This is a genomic window from Bacillus sp. LSHTCR4, from assembly GCF_057197025.1.
On the sequence record NZ_JBXUNO010000001.1, the window covers coordinates 1,623,766 to 1,643,672 of the forward strand.

18 protein-coding genes, 1 pseudogene and 1 other annotated feature are annotated in these 19,907 nt (G+C 31.2%); of the genes and pseudogenes, 16 read left to right on the forward strand and 3 right to left on the reverse strand.

Annotated elements, in window-relative coordinates; all coding sequences use genetic code 11:
* Nucleotides 1-213: 213 nt before the first annotated feature.
* From AC2CGR_RS08310 to AC2CGR_RS08345, 8 genes are all read left to right on the forward strand, one after another.
* On the forward strand, nt 214-813 hold the full coding sequence (locus tag AC2CGR_RS08310; RefSeq protein WP_071716378.1) for an undecaprenyl-diphosphatase: 600 nt from the start codon (nt 214-216) through the stop codon (nt 811-813).
* A 304-nt stretch (nt 814-1,117) separates the two neighbouring features.
* Nucleotides 1,118-3,256, forward strand: coding sequence for a penicillin-binding protein (locus AC2CGR_RS08315; protein ID WP_484480731.1), 2,139 nt, complete (start codon nt 1,118-1,120; stop codon nt 3,254-3,256).
* 209 nt (nt 3,257-3,465) lie between these two features.
* Nucleotides 3,466-4,287, forward strand: coding sequence for an SDR family NAD(P)-dependent oxidoreductase (locus AC2CGR_RS08320; protein WP_484480732.1), 822 nt, complete (start codon nt 3,466-3,468; stop codon nt 4,285-4,287).
* 54 nt (nt 4,288-4,341) lie between these two features.
* Nucleotides 4,342-4,596, forward strand: a binding site (T-box leader).
* 65 nt (nt 4,597-4,661) lie between these two features.
* A complete protein-coding gene (locus tag AC2CGR_RS08325; RefSeq protein WP_484480733.1) occupies nt 4,662-5,900 on the forward strand; it encodes an MFS transporter in 1,239 nt (412 codons plus the stop codon).
* Nucleotides 5,901-6,140: 240 nt separating this feature from the next.
* Complete coding sequence (locus tag AC2CGR_RS08330; RefSeq protein ID WP_484480734.1) at nt 6,141-6,734, forward strand: GNAT family N-acetyltransferase; 594 nt, start codon at nt 6,141-6,143, stop codon at nt 6,732-6,734.
* Nucleotides 6,735-6,873: 139 nt separating this feature from the next.
* Nucleotides 6,874-7,506 (forward strand): VanZ family protein, encoded by a 633-nt coding sequence (locus tag AC2CGR_RS08335; RefSeq protein ID WP_484480735.1) that lies wholly within the window; start codon nt 6,874-6,876, stop codon nt 7,504-7,506.
* Nucleotides 7,507-7,760: 254 nt separating this feature from the next.
* Nucleotides 7,761-8,267 (forward strand): DUF3189 family protein, encoded by a 507-nt coding sequence (locus AC2CGR_RS08340; RefSeq protein ID WP_014893677.1) that lies wholly within the window; start codon nt 7,761-7,763, stop codon nt 8,265-8,267.
* A gap of 199 nt (nt 8,268-8,466) precedes the next feature.
* Nucleotides 8,467-9,273 (forward strand): DegV family protein, encoded by an 807-nt coding sequence (locus tag AC2CGR_RS08345; protein ID WP_000831948.1) that lies wholly within the window; start codon nt 8,467-8,469, stop codon nt 9,271-9,273.
* Nucleotides 9,274-9,398: 125 nt separating this feature from the next.
* Here AC2CGR_RS08345 and AC2CGR_RS08350 read toward each other — a convergent pair whose 3' ends face one another.
* Nucleotides 9,399-9,971, reverse strand: coding sequence for a DJ-1/PfpI family protein (locus AC2CGR_RS08350; RefSeq protein WP_087964032.1), 573 nt, complete (start codon nt 9,969-9,971; stop codon nt 9,399-9,401).
* 567 nt (nt 9,972-10,538) lie between these two features.
* Here AC2CGR_RS08350 and AC2CGR_RS08355 point away from each other — a divergent pair.
* The 5 genes and pseudogenes from AC2CGR_RS08355 to AC2CGR_RS08375 all read left to right on the forward strand — a co-directional run bounded on the left by AC2CGR_RS08355 (nt 10,539) and on the right by AC2CGR_RS08375 (nt 15,848).
* A pseudogene (locus tag AC2CGR_RS08355) lies at nt 10,539-11,107 on the forward strand (recombinase family protein).
* Nucleotides 11,108-11,170: 63 nt separating this feature from the next.
* Entirely contained in the window at nt 11,171-12,133 is a 963-nt protein-coding gene (locus tag AC2CGR_RS08360) for a helix-turn-helix transcriptional regulator (protein ID WP_071725555.1), read from the forward strand.
* A gap of 74 nt (nt 12,134-12,207) precedes the next feature.
* Nucleotides 12,208-12,840, forward strand: coding sequence for a type 1 glutamine amidotransferase family protein (locus AC2CGR_RS08365; RefSeq protein ID WP_087964031.1), 633 nt, complete (start codon nt 12,208-12,210; stop codon nt 12,838-12,840).
* A gap of 377 nt (nt 12,841-13,217) precedes the next feature.
* Nucleotides 13,218-14,441 (forward strand): methyltransferase domain-containing protein, encoded by a 1,224-nt coding sequence (locus tag AC2CGR_RS08370; protein ID WP_087964030.1) that lies wholly within the window; start codon nt 13,218-13,220, stop codon nt 14,439-14,441.
* Nucleotides 14,442-14,552: 111 nt separating this feature from the next.
* On the forward strand, nt 14,553-15,848 hold the full coding sequence (locus AC2CGR_RS08375; protein ID WP_484480736.1) for an MFS transporter: 1,296 nt from the start codon (nt 14,553-14,555) through the stop codon (nt 15,846-15,848).
* 39 nt (nt 15,849-15,887) lie between these two features.
* Here the strand turns inward: AC2CGR_RS08375 and AC2CGR_RS08380 are convergent, their stop codons facing one another.
* A complete protein-coding gene (locus tag AC2CGR_RS08380) occupies nt 15,888-16,586 on the reverse strand; it encodes a hypothetical protein (protein WP_071716368.1) in 699 nt (232 codons plus the stop codon).
* Between the two features lie 507 nt (nt 16,587-17,093).
* Between AC2CGR_RS08380 and AC2CGR_RS08385 the strand changes: the two genes are divergently transcribed.
* The 3 genes from AC2CGR_RS08385 to AC2CGR_RS08395 all read left to right on the forward strand — a co-directional run bounded on the left by AC2CGR_RS08385 (nt 17,094) and on the right by AC2CGR_RS08395 (nt 19,247).
* Nucleotides 17,094-17,894, forward strand: coding sequence for a GNAT family N-acetyltransferase (locus tag AC2CGR_RS08385; RefSeq protein WP_484480737.1), 801 nt, complete (start codon nt 17,094-17,096; stop codon nt 17,892-17,894).
* Nucleotides 17,895-17,939: 45 nt separating this feature from the next.
* Nucleotides 17,940-18,803 carry a glycerophosphodiester phosphodiesterase gene (locus AC2CGR_RS08390; protein ID WP_484480738.1) on the forward strand — a complete coding sequence of 288 codons (864 nt, stop codon included), beginning with the start codon at nt 17,940-17,942 and terminating at the stop codon, nt 18,801-18,803.
* Nucleotides 18,804-18,899: 96 nt separating this feature from the next.
* Nucleotides 18,900-19,247 carry a VOC family protein gene (locus AC2CGR_RS08395; protein WP_087964024.1) on the forward strand — a complete coding sequence of 116 codons (348 nt, stop codon included), beginning with the start codon at nt 18,900-18,902 and terminating at the stop codon, nt 19,245-19,247.
* Between the two features lie 156 nt (nt 19,248-19,403).
* Here AC2CGR_RS08395 and AC2CGR_RS08400 read toward each other — a convergent pair whose 3' ends face one another.
* Entirely contained in the window at nt 19,404-19,865 is a 462-nt protein-coding gene (locus tag AC2CGR_RS08400; protein ID WP_087953562.1) for a DUF2306 domain-containing protein, read from the reverse strand.
* Between the last annotated feature and the right edge of the window lie 42 nt (nt 19,866-19,907).

Below are 19,907 nucleotides of genomic sequence, written 5' to 3' on the forward strand. Positions count from 1 at the left end.
CTATGTTATGTATTCTACACATGAATAATATGTAATCCGTATTGTTTTAAAGGTTTTTCAGCCTAATACATAATTAGCCGTTATAATTAGTCTTAATTTTGTCAAATGAGTAATAGTAAAATGAGAATTAGATGAGAAAAGTTTCAGCCGATTTTCATATTGATGTTGTATACTGTGTAAATCAAGAACGCTTTTATGTAAGGAGAGAGTATTATGAATTACACAGTATTTCAATGGTTTAATAATTTTGCTGAATCGTCCAAACTATTAGATACGCTAATGATTGCTATTACAAATAGTGCTGCATATGTAGCGATTTTATTTATGCTTATTTTATGGTTTAATAATGGAAAGAAAGTTAATGCAATAAAAAAACAATATACAGTGTTATATACGACACTTTCAGTCATTATCGCATTACTAGTAAATGTTGTGATACATGCGGTATATTACCATCCACGTCCGTTTGTATCACATGATGTGCATCAATTAGTGCCACATGCAGCAGACTCATCATTTGTTAGTGATCATTCAGTACTTGTATTCTCAATTGCATTTGTCTTTTTGCTTAGAGGAGAAAAACTAAAATATATTGCTCTTATTTGGGCGGTATTAGTTGGTGTATCGCGTATGTACGTAGGTGTTCATTATCCTCTAGATATACTTGGTGCTGCTTTCTTAACATTTATCACGAGTGGCTTAGTAATGCAAAGTACACGTACGTTGGAGCCGATAGCGAAATTTGTATTCAAAATGTACGCATTAGTAGCAAAACGAATTCCTTTTTTAGCGAAATATAATCATATAGCTTAATTGTTATAAATAACTATTCGTAGTTTTTTAAAGTCCTCCTTTGGAAATCCAAAGGAGGACTTTTTTATTGTGTACATGATAAGGATATACGTATTAAAAAATCAACCCTATCATGTCGTAATGTTCATAAATTTCACGCACCGCAATGTAAATAGATAAATAAATAAAATAGAAACAATGGCTACTTTCAGAACGTTTTAAAGGAATTGAAAGGAAAACTTCGAAACATATAGTATTGAAAGTGAAAATTACATATTTTGAAGTACATCCTTGCATGTATCAATAAAAAAGAAAGGAGCGAAATATGTATAAACTTCAAACGAATAAAGGCGCGCGATATATGATGATTGCTTTTATTGTTTTGTTTCTTATTATGCTATTGCGTTTTTTCTATATTCAAGCAGTAGGAGTCGTGCATAATGTGAATGTAAAGGATTTAGCAAATGAACAACATAATAAAAATGGTGTTTTGGAAGCAAATCGTGGCACGATTTATGATCAAAATGGAAAAGTACTCGTTCAAGATTCAACAACGTATCGTGTTGTTGTGAATTTGAAAGGTAATGACAAAGTGAAAAATAAAGATGAAACTGCAGGGCAATTAGCTGATGCACTTGAAATTGATAAAGAGGACGTATTAAAAAATTTCCATGAGGGGCGTACGCAAGTTGAAATCGGAAAAGTTGGCCGGAATTTGTCTAGGGAAAAGAAAGAACAAATCAAAAAAATGAAAATCCCGGGTGTTTCTTTTATGCCTGAGAAAGCAAGAGTGTATCCAAATGAAGATTTCGCATCTTATATACTTGGTTTTGCTAGACCAGACGATAAAGGAAATACAGAAGGGAAATTTGGACTTGAAAAAAGTTTGGATAAATATTTGCGCGCGACAAATGGAAATATAGAATACGTGGGAGCGCGAGGAGGTATCCCGCTTACAAATGATATAGGGAAAATAGAACCCGCCAAACATGGAAATAACGTATATCTTACGCTTGATAAACAAATTAATAGTTTTTTAGAAGAAGCAATGAATAAGGCGCAAGAACACTATGATCCTTCTATGTTACTAGGTATCATAGCGGATCCAAAGACGGGGAAAGTTTTAGCTATGTCTAGTAAACCTAGTTTTAATCCTAATAAAGGGGATATTGAATACTTTTTAAATGATCCAATTGCAAATGCATATGAACCAGGTTCAACGATGAAAGTATTTACGTTAGCTGCAGCAATTAATGAAGGTGTATATAACGGAAAAGAATATTTCCAATCCGGAAAATACGCAGTTGGTTCATCGGATATAAAAGATCATAATGGTGGATTTGGATGGGGATCTATTACATTTGATGAAGGTTTTGAAAGGTCATCAAACGTAGCTTTTTCTATTTTAGAAGATCAGTTATTAAAACCAAATAAATTTAAGCAATATATGAATAAATTTGGTTTTAACCAAAAAACTGGAATAGATTTACCTGGTGAAAGTAAAAATACTTTACTATTAAATACACAAATTCAACAAGTAACAACTTCTTTCGGACAAGGTTCTACAGTAACTCCAATTCAATTAGTCCAAGCCGCTAGCGCTATAGCAAATGACGGAAAAATGATGCAACCATATATCGTTGACAAAGTTGTAAATCCAACAAACAAACAAGTTATTATGGAAAATCAACCGAAAGAAATTGGGAATCCGATAAAAAAAGAGACAGCGGACAAGGTAAGAGACTTAATGGAGCGTGTTATTACGTCTTCAAAAGGTACTGGTACAATGTATAAAGTGGATGGTTACCCAATAGGAGGTAAGACAGGAACAGCTCAAATTCCGAATCCTGAAAATGGACGATACATGGAAGGAAAAGAGAATTATATTTTTTCATTTTTAGGTATGGCTCCAATTGATGACCCGGAGTTAATTGTATATTTGGCAATTAAACAACCTAAGTTAAAGGGAGACGAGTATGGAGCTCAGCCGCTTGCTGAAATATTTAAACCGGTTGTGAAAAATAGCCTTGAATATTTAAAGGTGAGACCCTACACAGAAAAACAAATGGCAGATGCAACGAAAAGATCCCAATTGAAAGTACAAAACTATGTGAATCAATCCATGGATACGGTAGAGAATAATGTAAAAAAAGAGAAACTCCAACCAATAACCTTAGGAGAAGGAAAAATAATAAAACAATATCCGCAGTCTGGTGAAGTAATGAGTGAAAGTGATCGTATATTTTTATTAGGAAACAACGCAATAATGCCCAATTTGCAAGGTTGGTCCATGCGTGATGTGATGTATTTTTCTAAACTATTAAAATTAGATTTAAAAACTTCAGGTACGGGATATGTAACAAATCAAAGTATCGAAAAAGGACAAGCTATACAAGAAGGCGATGCATTAAAACTAGAATTAGAACCACCGTTACAACCGTTAGCAGAGGCAAATACAAATTAATTAGGATATGTGAAGGGTCTATATATAATAGACTCTTTTTTAATGGTTCAAGTAATTTCACGCACCGTAATTTTTATAAAAAATAATAAATAAGATTTTTAACAGTTACTAAAACAAAAAAACTTACATATATTGAAATTAGAACGATTGTTCAAATCCTTACACTCGTCCATTTGCATTATATGAATTAACAACAGGAGGTTTTTTATATGGATGAACAAAGAGTCGCAATTATAACTGGTGGAGCTTCTGGTATCGGTAAAGCTTTAGCTCTTCAATTAGCAAATAAAGATATATTTGTAATCATCGCAGATATTAATGAAACATGTGGTCAAGAACTTGTGAATAATATAAAAAATAATAATCAACTAGCTAGGTTCGAATATTTAGATGTTACTAATGCTGAATTCGTAGAGGATCTTATTATAAAAATAGTTAATGAGTTTGGTAGAATTGATTATATGTTTAATAATGCTGGAATTGCTATGTATGGAGAAGTATTCGATATGTCTTTGGATCATTGGAAACATATTATTGAAATTAATTTATTAGGAGTAATTTACGGAACACAATTAGTTTATCAATTCATGAAAAAACAAGGATTTGGTCATATTATTAACACTGCATCTGCAACCGGTTTAGGACCTGCTCCACTTTGTACCGCGTACGCAACTACCAAACATGCTATCGTAGGTTTAACAACGTCATTACATTATGAGGCAGAAGAATACGGTGTAAATGTAAGTGTACTTTGTCCAACTTTTGTAGATACACCCATATTTGAAAAATCAATCGCAATTCATATGAATAAGGACAAAATTTTAAAACAACAAAAACTAAATAAGCCGATTTCAGCAGACAAGTTTGCTGAAATTGCACTGAAAGCTATTCATAAAAATAAAGTAGTGATATGTCCAATACCGTTAAAAAAAACAATGGACGTATTCTTCATTGTATTTCCTTATTTTCATAAAAAGCTAATGCGTTTCGTATGCCGAATTGGCCGAAAAGCAAAAATGACGCAACTATAAATATCTGATTATTTTATATTTACAGTTAAAAATAATTGTGATAATATGGAAAAATCAAATGCAGTGAAGAGAAGAGTAAATAAAATGAATTTTTCACAGAGAGCTCCATTTAGCTGAAAAGGAGTAAAAATTCTTTATTGAACCAAGCCTCTGAGCAGCGCATCGGAACCTATATTAGGGGATGGTGTGACGGGAGCTCCCGTTATAGAGCTATGGTATAAGCATGAAGAATGCAGTACCTGATAAGGTTAATATGGTGACATATTAACAAACTAGGGTGGCACCGCGATGATAAATCTCGTCCCTAAGACTAAAAGTCTTGGGGGTGGGATTTTTTTATTGGTTTAAAACAATTTGGAAAGCGGGGGCCTAAAATGAAAAACTTACTTAAAGATTGGAAATATCCTTTATTACTACTGTCCGGAGTTGGTATTGCAAATTTAGGGGCATGGATTTACTTAATAGCACTGAATGTACTTGTCTATCATATGGGTGGCTCAGCCTTAGCTGTTGCTACTTTATATGTAATTAAACCATTAGCTGCTCTATTTACAAACGCTTGGTCAGGAAGTATGATTGATCGTTTAAATAAACGGAAATTAATGATTCACCTCGATATATATCGCGCGGTATGTATCGCTATTTTACCTTTACTTCCATCACTTTGGATAGTTTATGTGTTCGTATTCTTTATTAGTATGGCCAGTGCGATTTATGAACCAACTGCTATGACATATATGACTAAATTAATTCCAGTTGAGAAAAGACAACGTTTCAACTCATTGCGTAGTTTAATAGGATCTGGTGCATTTTTAATTGGTCCAGCGATAGCGGGAGTATTGTTAATAGCAAGTACACCAGAGTTTGCAATATATATAAATGCTATAGCGTTTCTCTTATCAGGAGTAATTACATTGCTGCTACCTAATCTTGATAAAAAACCTGCTATTCATACATCAAAGGACACGTTGTCTTTAGCTGTACTAAAAAAAGATTGGAACATCGTTTTAAATTTTAGTAAAAAATCTTTGGATATCGTTTTTGTGTACTTCTTATTCCAAGGGATGATGGTGTTAGCTGCCGCAAATGATTCACTTGAATTGTCATTTGCGAAAGAAGTTTTATTGTTAACAGATAGTGAATATGGCTTTTTAGTTAGTATCGCTGGAGTCGGGTTTATTTTAGGAGCAATAACAAATACAATTTTATCAAAAAAACTAACATCTTCATTTTTAATTGGAATAGGATCATTTTTCATCGCAATCGGTTATATAATTTATGCTTTTTCAAATGAGTTTTTAATGGCTGCAATTGGATTCTTTATTTTATCTTTCTCTATGGCGTATGCAAATACAGGGTTTACCACCTTTTATCAAAAAAATGTCCCTGTCCATATAATGGGACGGATTGGGAGTATATATGGGCTAGTAATTGCCGGCATAACCATTTTGATTACGATTCTATTTGGAGTTGCTACTCAATTTATTTCTATAAAAGTTGTAGTTATTGTAGGCTCATTGGTAATGTTACTTATAACTATTATATTGTGTGTGTTTACTTTATTACCTTCAAAATCCAAGGTATATCATGCTGAATCAGTAGATTCCAAATAATTTTTTCTTCCATTTTTCAATTAGTATACATCACTGGAGGATTATTCCATCTATATATTGAATAATAATTAGGTGGAAGAATCTCTTCTGCATATGACGGTGACAAATATGATTAATGCAAAGGATATAGTCCAGGAAATTATTATATCTAGATTTAGATTGTTCAATTGATTATATGTCTAAAGCAACGAAGTAGGAGTTAAAAAATTAATAAAAATATAGAGGGAGCTTTTAGATTACATGGATATTAAGATTAGAGCATATAAAAAATCTGATGAAACCGGTTGGGTACGTTGCCGTGTGTTATCTTTTTTAGATACAGCATATTACGATAACGTATTTAGAGAGAAAGAAAAATATGAAAATCCTGCAATTGAATTAGTAGCTGTATACGAAAATCAAATTGTGGGTTTAATAGATATTGAATATGAATTAGAAGAACGTACGATATGTTCAAGAGGGACAGGTCTTGGCGGCATGATTTGGCATATTGCAGTTCATCCGGATTTCCGTAGAATGAAAATTGGTAATCAACTATTAAATGAGGCAGAAAAGTTAGCGGAAGAACTTAACCTAAATCGCCTGGAAGCATGGACTAGGGACAACCTATGGGTACATGGATGGTATGAAAAGAACGGATTTGTAAACGTAGATTCGTATTTACACGTATATAGCGATCATACAGACGAGATAAAAAGTGTAATGAAAAGTAATATTGATCAGTTATATCCGGTTCAAACGTTTGCCCATTATACAGGTGAAAATAAAGAAGACATAAGAAAACAATTTAAACGAGTTCATGATTGTTTTTGTTTTGAAAAACATTTTAGTTGACGAGAAACCCTTTATTTACTAAATAAGGGGTTTTGTAATTTTATGTATATATAATCATAAAGATTTTAGGATTCAAAAACATTACTATAGAGTTGTAAATTTTAATTATTAATTCATTATGAAGGGAAGTGCTAACATCTTGTATATGATCAATGGTAGTTTTTTTATTATTTTAGTGATTATTTGTTATTTAATTGTGCGTGGGATATTAATGAGTATAAAAAATAAAAAATATGTGATTTGGTGGCAAGAAATAATAAGCTTTTTATTCGTAGTCTATATTTGTATGATTATAGCAGTCACTCTATTCCCTTTACCAATCGGTTTTCCTTCTAATATTGAAAATTTGAATCGATCGGTCAATATGATGCCATTCGTATCAATTATTAAAGACATCAATCAAATTGGTAGTGCTTATGATGGAGATAGTCAATTTATGATTGGTCTAATTGTAAGAAATGTAGGCGGGAATATTTTATTATTAATGCCTTTAGGGTTTTTAGCACCAATTTTATGGAATAAATACACGAAATTCAAAAATACAATTTTATTAGGATTTTCTATATCAACTAGTATTGAATTGCTACAATTAATTCAGTCTTTATTTAGTGGAGTGGGACGAATTACTGATATTGATGATGTAATCTGTAACGTTATAGGTTGTATTCTTGGATACTTTATTTATAAAATCACTATAATGCTAGCTGCCAAATTTAACATTCAAGTATTTAATGAGACGGATTCTAAAAGAATAGAAACTATTGATAACTAACAATTCATACGTTTTAAAGTATACATTTATTTTGAATAAAGATGATAAAAGACGTACGAGTCAAAAGTACGTCTTTTTACTTTTATAAATAAGCTTATGGCTATTACATGGTGTAACATAATAAATAGACAATAGTAAAATCGGAAATGCATAATACATTAATAAAAAAGTATAAATACATTCATCCCTTGTTTAACAATGCTGTGAGCGGTAATACTAAATAACATTGAACTTTTATAACAAGGGATGATAATATGATATTCATTTACACGGATTTCGGTGGAACGCATTCAACTGCACTCGCTGCAGCTTATCATTTAAATAAATTGCCAACTGACCGTAAGTTAACGAAAGAAGAAATATTAAATGTAGATTACTTTAATAAATTGAAAACCGAAGATATGGGGAAAATTATTTTTCATGGAATAGATGAAAATGGTAATCCTGTATATACAATTGGGTGCGGGGCATCTAAAGTCGTTGTACCTGCGATGAAGCATTTAGGAGAGATTTTGCAAAAACATTATCAAAGTCATGAAAAGATTATTTTTTCTAATACATCACCAACAGTACCTTTACCAATGACTTTTGGCGGTCTGTTTTCTAGAAGGTTTCATATTGACTTTATTGGTGTACCATTACTTGTATGGGGTGCAAAACTTAGCTGTGATAACATACAAAGACTTGTTAGTTATACGAAAGAAGCCGGGCGATTAACAAATGATTATGTTGTGATTTTAGATAATGAAACTTTTAAATAATGTAAGATAAAAAGAAAATCGAGCAAATTTCTTGATTTTCTTTTTAATTTGTGAAAAAGACAAGAAATATTCACATTTATCATCTATCTACTATAGCCAAAACAATAAAGTCCTGTTACTATTACAGGGATATTCTCTTTTCATAACATAAATATATAGAAAAATTAGAAAAGAGGAATTGAATTAAGGGAGGAACAACATGAAGCGTGTTGCTTGGATTACTGATAGTACAACTGCGAGTTTTACAACAGAAGGAGATAACTTTGTTATTCCAATTGAAGTTATTATTGATGGTGTGTCGTACAAAGATTGTGAAGAAGGTGTGCGTGAGCGCGTTTATAATGCTTTAAACGAAGGTAAAACTGTCACTACATCACAGCCTAACATAGGGGAAATGGTAGAGTTATTTTCGAAATGCAAAGAAGAATATGAAGAGGGATTTGCAGTTGCTATTAGCGGAAAAGTAAGTGGAACCTATCAAAACATGAAGTTAGCTGCAGAAATGGCAGGTTTCCCATTAACAGTATTAGATAGTGAAACAACAAGTTATCCAATGGATGAACTAATTAGAAAAGCGAAATCGTTATACAATGATGGTATGACTTTACAAGATATACACAAAACATTAGTAGATGAAAAAAGAAGACCTTTCCATGTATTCCCGAAAAGTTTAAAAGGCCTTTATGCAAGTGGACGTGTAAAGGGAGTTCAATTTTTACTTGGAAGTTTATTAAGTGTCAACTTAATATTAGAAGTAAAAGGCGGAGAGCTGTTACTTGAAAAGAAAGTTCGTAAAATCCAAAAATGCCGAGAATACATTAAAAATGAACTTGAAAAAGAATTGCCAAAAGTACTTCACATGTTCCATGCTAACGATAAAGATGGAGCTGAAGAATGGATTTCAGATATTAGACAAGCATTCCCTGAAATGGATTTCAAATTATATCCATTACCAATTTCATTTGCGGTACATGCAGGTGAAGGTACAATAGCAATTAGTTATTAAGAAGAAAACCCGTGAATGATACGCGGGTTTTTTTATTTATAAATGGTGCATACCACGTTTACATTAAGAAAAAGAATTCATTTTATCGTTTCCAGGACTAACTAATTATTAGACTTGATTTAAAATTAAAAATATAAACCTTTGCCTACTGGCTGAACAGTTTCTAGTACGATTTCAACCATTTCTTCATTAAGTAGGGTTCTTATAATCCAAGCTGAAAGTTCTTGAGCAGCAAAACAACCCGCAGCAGTTGAGATATTTCCTTCGTTTACGAAACTTTGCTCAATAACGTCTACATCAAATTCTTTTAGCTGTTCTACTGCGGATGGATATGTAGTAGCTTTTTTGCCAGTTAGCAATTTTTTAGCCCCTAATAGTAGTGAACCAGAACACATAGATCCTATTAATTGTCTTTTGGGATCTACATGAATGCTATTAATATATTGTTGATTTTTATATAAATCCTTTACACCTTTACCACTTGCAAATATTACAGCGTCGGCAGAAGGGATATCAGATATGCTTCCCGTCATGGGAATACGCAAGCCAGACATAGATATATGAGTTTCTTCCGTTCCTAAAAGCTGGACATCCCAATCAGAAATACCACCGACTAAACGTACACGATTTAATAAATCCCATGGTAGAAAAACATCTATATCAGTAAAGTTATCGAAACAGACTATTGCAATTTTCATTTTCTAACCCTCCACTTATGTATATCATTTTATTTATAATATAAACATCTCCTTTTTATGTTCTATATCCAGTTATAAATCCCTGTATATTACACGTATATGAAGGAGGTGTAGTGATTTTTTAACGCCTCTAAACATAAAAAGATATAAAATCTTTTTCTTGGTTTCTATCGATTTTGTGTACAAAACCAAGATCTGTAGCAATAACTCGTAAGGTATTGGGGATGAGAATCTTTAAAATTCTCAAGGAAATAGGTGTAATTTATTACACCTACAAATAGAAATAAAAATGTCATCCTTTTTTATAAATTCTCAGATAGAAACACGTTTTTCGTTTTTAGGAGGGCATTTTTTCATTAGCTTGCTAATCTATATATAATATGATTTTTATAATTTCCCTAAAATAATTTTGACGTATTTATTTTTTCAATATAAAATAATATTCATCCAAATTTAACCAATATTATATAAAAGATGTATCTTTTTGTATGCATAGGTATAAAACTCTTTAGTTTTAAGGGGAAAGGTTAATATGAAAGTAAAGAAACTAGTTACGCTTGCAGTACCATTTATGCTATTATACGTGTCAGTTCAATTAACCAGAATTCTTCAAGGCCATTTCAGCAACTGAACGAAATCGGAATGGATATTATTTTGAAGAAAAAGTTTCCGGAGCAACAAAAGATTGTAAGAAACTTCAAAAAATGTTAGAGGTTATACAAGAAGGTGACATCATTTATGTTACGGACTTAACTCGGATTACTCGTAGTACAAAAGATTTATTTGAATTAATCGATAATATACGGGGTAAAAAGGCAAATTTAATATCCTTAAAAGAAACATGGCTAGATTTATCAGAAGATAATCCCTACAGCCAATTCTTAATTACTGTTATGGCGGGTGTAAACCAATTAGAACGTGATCTTATCCGTATGCGATAGCGTGAAGGAATTGAACTAGCTAAGAAAGAAGGAAAGTTTAAAGGTCGGTCAAAGAAGTACCATAAAAATCATGCAGGAATGAATTATGCAGTAAAGCTTTATAAAGAGGGAGATATGACTGTAAATAAAAACTTATGAAATTACAAATGTGTCTAGGCCTTATTATATAGAAAGCTAACGGAAAGGAACAGTTGATGAGTTATACCAAAAATCGGAAATATATAATAGAAAATAAGTTTCATATAGAGGTGAAATTATATGCCTAAAATTGACAATATGTTAGCAATTCTATGGATGCTTCGTTCAGGTGAAAAAATTACTGCGAAACAAATTTCAGAAAAGTTAGAAATAAATATAAGGACTGTGTATCGTTATATTGATACAATTTCAACTAGTGGCGTACCTATAATTTCAGAACCAGGACATAACGGTGGATACACTTTATTGAACAATTTTGTAGAGGCTCCTCTTTTCTTTGATTTTGAGGAGCAAACTTCACTATTTCACGCTGCTGTTTTTGCAGAAGAAGCCGGATATTATGGAGGTGAAGCATTAAATAGGGCCATTTCAAAACTAAGTAAATACTCAAATCAAGAGCAAGAAACAAAGATAAACCAACATTTAACTAGTCTTGAAGTAATAAGTCGATTAAGTTCACTCTCTATAGAAACTTTTTTGAAGGAGTTGGAGCAGGCCGTAGCTAACGGGTATTCAGTAAAAATTCTTTACCATAAAAGTGGCGAAAAGCAATTAAATTATAGATTGGTCGATCCATACAGAATTATCTATTGGAATAATAAATGGTATGTAATTGGATTTTGTCATCTTAGGAATGATATCCGTAGTTTTAGAGTAGATCGAATTGAAAGTTTAATACAAACCGAAAATAAGTTTAACCGGCCAGACAATTTTTCAGCAAGTGACTTTTTTATAAAAAGTCTTCTTCCAACTATAGAAGATAAGGAAAGTATTATTTCTTTGGTTATTAATGGGGATAAAAATGTATTGGCTGATATTTGCCAACATTGGTTTTTAGGACATTATTTACAAGAACGGACTTCAAATCAAGCAGTTTTTCTTCTTGAAAAAGATATGATACATAAATATGTACCTTATTTACTTTTACCGTACAATAAATCTATTAAAGTTATTGAGCCAATAAGTCTTAAGAATAGAATTATTGAAGTTCTGTCTGAATTAATAAAATTTCATCAAGTATGATAACTTCCCTGACGTTAACTGTCAGGGAAGTTATATTATAATAGCTATATAAATTGTGATTGGAGTGTTATTAGATGCAAACAAAAAAAGCTTTTTTATATGTATTTAATACAATGTCGGACTGGGAATATGGATATTTAATTGCTGAACTAAACTCAGGAAGATATTTCAAAAAAGATTTAGCACCTTTAAAAGTAATTACAGTAGGAGCTAATAAAGAAATGATTACTACTATGGGAGGGCTGAGCATAAAACCAGATATTTCCCTTGATGAATGTACTCTTGAGAGTAAAGATCTTTTAATTTTACCAGGAGGGACTACTTGGGGTGAAGAAATTCATCACCCTATCTTAGAAAGAATTGGCCAAGCTTTAAAGCTTGGCACTATTGTTGCTGCAATTTGTGGTGCACCTGATGCCCTCGCGAATATGGGATACTTGGATACTAGAAAGCATACAAGTAATAACTTAGAATATACTAAAATGGTATGTCCTAATTATAAAGGAGAAAAGTTCTATGAGTTGGGATTAGCGGTATCTGATGCGAATTTAGTTACTGCATCAGGAATAGCTCCTCTGGAATTTGCAATGGAGGTACTGAAAAAAATAGATGTATTTACACCAGATACATTACATTCATGGTATAACCTAAATAAGACTCATAAACCTGAATACTTCTTCCAGTTAATGAATTCAATAAAGAAATGAAATAACTAAAAAGCTCAATTTCTCTATTTTGATTTGGAATTCCCTTATCGTTGTAAATCGGCATTTTCCTGACGCTATCCCTATGTAACCTTCTACAGTAATCCTACTCCAATAGTTCAATAAAGCGATGCTATAATGTCCGTTTATAGGTACATTTCATTAAGTAGAAAGTAATAAATTTATTGAGGTTTAATAATTCTAATACTGATAATTCGACATACATAAAACTAAAAAGTTGCATGTTATATTATTAGGCACAACAATATAAATAATACCATTTGTTTATTCCGTAAATACTGTTGATAAAAAAGGGGAAAGGATTTTTAAAGGTAAAAATAGAAATCTATATAAAAAAATATTTAAATGGTAGGGATATTATGAAAATCGGTAAGTTTGGAGAAGTAAATAACATAAGTATTGATACAATTAGACATTACATGGATCTCAGTCTTATTATTCCTGAAAAAAAGGGAGGCCACTATTTTTTTGATGAGTATTGTCAAACAGATTTAGAACTTATAATACATTACAAAGATCTAGGATTTAGCTTGAATGAAATTAAAGAACTATTTTTTTATAAAAATTTAGCAAAATCTATGAATTACGAAAAAGATACCTTTTACCAATCTTTATTTAAACTGAAATATGACAAGATGCAACAGGAAATAGAACTTTTGGAGAATAAACGGGATAAATTAAAGGAAGTGTTACAGGATTTATTATTAACAAATGAAACTTCTAATTCAATTATAGGGATAGATTTAAGTGTACTACATTTACTCACATGTTCTAAGTGTAGCAAAAAATTAATTCTTCAAGATGGAATTATTACTAACAATCAAATTATTGAAGGAAAATTAATTTGTAATTGTGGTGAAGAATACATGATTACATCAGGAATTATAACTGCTAGTGAATTATTTAAAGCAAATGAGCGGACCTTACTTGAAGATACTATTTCAGATTATATTCATGAAACTGATAATGCATATTTGGAAAATATGCATAGAGAAGGGGAATGGGCGAAAAAGAAACTACTACGTTTAGATTTAAATAACAAATTAATACTGGATATAGGATCAGGACTCGGGTTCTTTTTGAGGAACATTTATGAAGAACTACCCGAAGATTGCCTATATATCGCAGTGGATCGAGATTTCAATAAACTATTATTTTTAAAAGATGTATTAGCGAGAAGAAATCCGAGAAGAAATATTCTCTTTATCTGTGCGGATTTTTTGAACATCCCTATTCAAAATCAGTCTGTTGATATTGTAATTGATCACTCTGGTACGAGCAATTATAGTTTTGAGCATGAGAATTTTTTACTTCACGAATTAAATCCACTTTTTAAATCTAATTGTTATTTATTAAGCTTATTTATTTTATTTAAAAATTTCAGCTCAAATAGCCAAATTACAAATAACTTTCGAGCAAATTTTACACTTTCAAAAGTAATGAAAGAAATCCAAAATCTACAGTTTCAATCCATTGATGAACGAACGTCAAATTATTTGGAACGGGGCGGAAAATACGAGGATTTCTTTGTTCAAGGAGAAGAAATTTATACATATTCATTTTTCGGAAAAAGATGGGGTTAACTCCATCTTTTATTTATTTTTCCTTAAAACTTTTCAAATCGTACATATTGAGATTGGGTTAACCCAAGAAATTACACTTAATGTAATACAAAGAAAAGTGGGGGAAATGTTATGGGAAGTTTACGATTACATATAGAAAATAAAAAAAGAAACCAAGAACTAAGAAATATTTGTCTATATTCAATTGCAAAAACAGTATCACTATTCGGTAGCTCTATTTATAGTTTCGCATTAGGCTTGTATGTGTTACAAATAACCGGATCCGCGTTAAATTTTGCGATTACGCTTATATTAGGAACAATTCCAATGATTGTTATGAATCCATTTGCCGGTGTAATTGCTGATAAGGTTGATAAAAAGAAACTGGTTGTTTGTATGGATTTACTAAGTGGCAGCATATTAATAGCTGTTTATATATTAAGCAGCCGTTATGGATTAAACTTATTCATCATTTATACAACTACCTTTCTTATGACAGTATTTACAACATTTTTTGGGATAGGGTTAGAAGCTGCAAAACCAAATATGGTCTCTAAAGAGAGACTAATGAGTATTAACTCTATAAGTAAAATTATTGATTCCATATCTTTAATTCTAGGTCCTATGTTAGGAGGGATTGTTTTTGCAGTCTTTGATATTAAAATTTTTATAATCATAAACGGTATTTCATTTATTCTATCAGGTATATCCATACTGTTTATTCACTTTAAATTGTTCGAGCAAAACATAAATGAGAAATGTTCAATTAGAGAAATGCATTTTATTAAAGATATAAAAGAGGGATTTTCTTACTTGCTTGCAAAGGAAAGTTTAAAGACTACGTTTCTTATTTTAATTGCACTTAATTTCTTCTTAGGCTTTGCTGTAACTGTTCCATTGCCATACATTATTAATACAGTTCTCAATCTTAGTTCTAAACAATTTGGTATGATTCAAGGGACTTTTCCAGTAGGTATGATAGTTGGTGCAATATTAGTAAAAAAGATAACGAATCGTTTTTCTTATTCCTATCTATTGAAAAAAATAAGTTTTATGTTGGCAATTTTTATGATAGTTTCAGGTATCCCTGTTTTATTCAAAAGTATTGAAGTAAATAATTTTGTATTCGTTACTATGTATTGCGCTATTATGTTCTTTTTAGGACTAATGATAGCATTAATCGATATCCCTTTAATTTATTTTATGCAAAGAGAGATTCCAGATGAATATAGGGGCAGAGTGCTTAGTATTGGATTAAGTATAGGTAAGATGATGCAGCCAATAGCACTGGCATTATCAGGTCTATTATTAAATCATATTCCAGCCTACACGCTTCCAATTGGAGGAGGGATCGTATTTCTTATTTTGAATAAGGCTTACTCAAATAAGTTGAATTTAGAAATTCATTCAAAAGATTATAGTATTTAACGTAACTTAAAAAGCGCAGGATCACCATCCTGCACTTTTCTATCGTAATTCAGCTGTTTTTCTAATAACAATCTTATCAATATCATCTTCTTCATCACCAATAAATAACCCGCGTTCTTTTAAATACGCTTCAAAATATAAATCTGCTTCTGCACGTTCATCATATGGTTTTACAGATAGAACGAAACCTAATTTGTTTTGTTCTTCTAAATGAGAAGTCGAGATGTAGGCCGGTACATTGTGGCGTAAAAAGAGTTCTTTAACCGGAATAATCATATCTTTCATTAATTTCGTTAACATACCCATTTCAAACTCGAAATTAAAGCGATCTATACTGCATAAATCAGCGAACACTACACCGATAAAACCCGTATTAAATACTTCTTGATATTCTATTTCCTCGTTACCATAAAAATTCTTTTCGATTAAATAATTTATAAAGTAAGCAACGCCATCACTTTGTTCAAATGGTTTCGTCGAAAGAACGAATCCAATTTTCTTTTGTTTATGTAAATACACACATGACATAAATGCTGAAATGTTATGTTCTTTAAATAGGGAACTTGTTGCTCCAGATAGACCGTCTAATACATGATGAACAATTTGAAGTTTTTTACGAGCAAAATAATAGGACTTCTTTTGTAACTCCAATGTATCAATAAAGACAGAGCCGATAAAGCCTGTATTTGAAATAATAGGTGTTTGCTTTTTTCTTCCTCTGCGCTTTAATGGAGCCATTTTTAAAATCATCCCTTCATGTACGTTTAAAATAAAAAAGAACGTTTGTTCGTATATTTATATTTTACTATTAAAGCGCTCTAAAGTAAAGGGTTTTTGAAGAAAAAACAACAAAAAAGACACCTATAAAAGGTGCCTTAAACGCTGCAGGGAAGAGGGTTCATCCCAACAATTTATATTATGATACAGAAACAATCTCTTCTGTATCTTCTACATCTAAATGACAGTCCATAGTACGAACATCTTGATCTTCATGACTTCCGAAATAAATAGTAATTTTCATATGTATCGCTCCTTTATTCTAGGAATACCTAAAATAATTACTAGTAATGTTAATATTTATTATATACCACTTTTTTCATTCCGACAACGTTATATCATTTTTAATTCTTTTAGGGCGTAAAGAGTGATGTAAAGAGATATTTTTATAGAAATAGGTACATTTCTTATATGTTATATTTAATACTGAAGTATTCGAATACAAATATTATGAAAGGAGAAGAATGAATGAATTTTAAACAATTGTTAATAGATAATTTTACATATAAAAATTCATATATTGCGCGGCAGGCACAGGGAATGCATGTAAAAGAAACGAAGAATTACATTGCTGTCGACTGTGGTTTACCTGCAGATACATTTAATATCATTACTTTACTAAACAATAATGTAACGGAAGATATCGAGAAATTATATAAGGAAGTAGCATACTATAATCAAAAGAAGTACCCAATGAGTGTTTGGTTTTGGGACGAGAAGCTGGAGGGTAATTTAAAGAATGAATTAATAAAGCTTGGATTAAAAGAAACAGAACAAAATATCGCGATGGTAGCAAACTTACATACAATACATCCAACAACAAACTTGCCAGAAGGTTTTACGATACAAAAAGCATCTTCGTCAGGACAAATTAAAAAGTTTGGAGAAGCGTTAGCTAGTCTATTTGGTACATCAGAGGAAGGTATATATGTACAAGCATTCTACAATCAAACTGCTTCTACCCATTTATGGAATAGTGAAAATATGAAACTGTACTTAGGGTTTTATAAAGATGAAGTCGTATCGGTTGGTTCATTAGTGTGTACACAAGATAGTATTGGTATTTATGATATAGCAACGAAAGAAGAAATGAGAGGAAAAGGATTTGGTTCTACTATGTTTCATTACTTGCTGCAAGAAGCAAAGGAAATAAACGTTGCTCAATGCGTATTACAAGCTTCACCTGATGGGATTAATATTTATAAAAAGGCTGGTTTTCAATCTGTTGGACAAATGACTGTATTTGAAAATCGGCATTTATTTGAATAAATGATCCAAGCCAAATTGCTTTCATGTAGGAGTTAATACATCATTATGAAAAAGATATATATCGTTACAATCATTTGCGCCTTTATAGTAATAGGTACTTTTGTTTTTCATATAGTAAATGAACTTAAATACACAAAAGTTATTATTCAATCGAATCATATAAAAAACATTGCACATAGAGGTGCTTCTGCGTATGCGCCTGAGCATACAAAAGCAGCATATAAATTAGGAAAACAATTGAAGGGCGATTATATAGAAATAGATCTTCAAATGACAAAAGATGGACATTTAGTAGCTATGCATGATGAAACAGTAAATCGTACTACAAACGGTACAGGGCTAGTTAAGGAACATACATTAGAAGAATTAAAGCAATTAAATGCAGGTTCTTCTTTTAATGAAAAACATCCAAATTTAGCAAAGAAAGAATATGAAAATGCTAAAGTTCCAACACTCGAAGAAGTAATTGAAGTGTTTGGGCATGACGCGAACTATTATATTGAAACCAAATCACCTGATGAATATCCAGGAATGGAAGAAAAGTTATTAGAAATTATCAATCACTATGAAATACAGGATAAAGTTATTATTCAATCATTTAGTGAAGAAAGTTTGCAAAAGCTACATAGTTTACATGTTAATATACCGCTAGTCCAATTACTATCTTACAAAAAGGCAGTTCAATTAACTGAATCAGAGATAAAAAAGTATAAAACATACTGCATCGGTCTTGGTATGAACTACAAATATATTGATTCAGCTTATGTAAAGAAAATAAAGAAACAGGGATTAGAAGTTCATCCATTTACTGTAGATAATGAAACAGACATGAAAAAGTTACTATTATGGGGAGTTGACGGGATGTTTACGAATTATCCGGATCGTTTACATTCATTATTAAAGTCTTAATTAAAAGATCTTATTTTTAACGTAATAGTTTATAGAGATTTTCAAGTAATATATAATTAAATTAATCTAGTTAAACTAAAAAGGAGTGTAAGTAGGATGAATATATTAGCTGTTGTTCCACGCCTATATGTTTCAGACTTACAAACTCATCTAGAATTTTACAAAATACTATTGGAACAAGAAACACCACATGAATTCCAAATGAATGGAACTCATGTGATTAGATTTACAAATTTACTTTTAATGGAAGAATTAAATGAAACAATTAAGAATCATGTTGCTGCAACGATCGTAATTGATGATCTCAATGAAGTAAGAAAACTAATTTTAAACTATAACGGCGTAATGATTACTGAACCAATACAAGTACCGACAGGTATGAAAATGATAGTTCGTCATCCAGATGGTAATATCATTGAGTACATAGAGCCAACATTAAAATGAAATTCGAAAAAGAATCCAAGACTTATATTGGATTCTTTTTATTTAGCTCTAAATGACTAACTTAAAGCAATACGACCTTCAATTTATAAATAAAATATTACATTGAGTATGATTTTTCATAATAATAATTAGAAAGTAACGAAAATGTAATGAATTTTAACTACGCTTTTTATATTTTTTTGATACACTGGCTACGAGAGGAATACCGATTAATGTAGGTAAAAACCAAAACCATATAGGCGGCAATAAATTAATTATGGGGATATGAATACCTACGTTTACTAATAGTGCGGTAACGGCACCGATATAAGAGCCTAACATACCTCTAATGTGGTGGTGAAGCCAATTTTTCCAACGCTTTTTTCGTGCAAGGTAGCCATAAATCGCAAATGAATAAGAGAAAATTGCTACATAAAATAAATATGCGATTTTATCCCAGTTTATAATGGATAATATAATTGCAGTAAGGGTGATGACCACATAGGATGCATGATATATTTCACCCCATTCCGTATGTTTTCCTTTCTTCTTTTGAGCAACCATTGCTACAATACCAGTGATTAAACATATTGTCCCAAATAATATATGGATGGTTAAAAGAACGTTGAAAATACTCATAATAATTCCTCCTTTTTTATTTTTATAGTATTGCAGTATAGG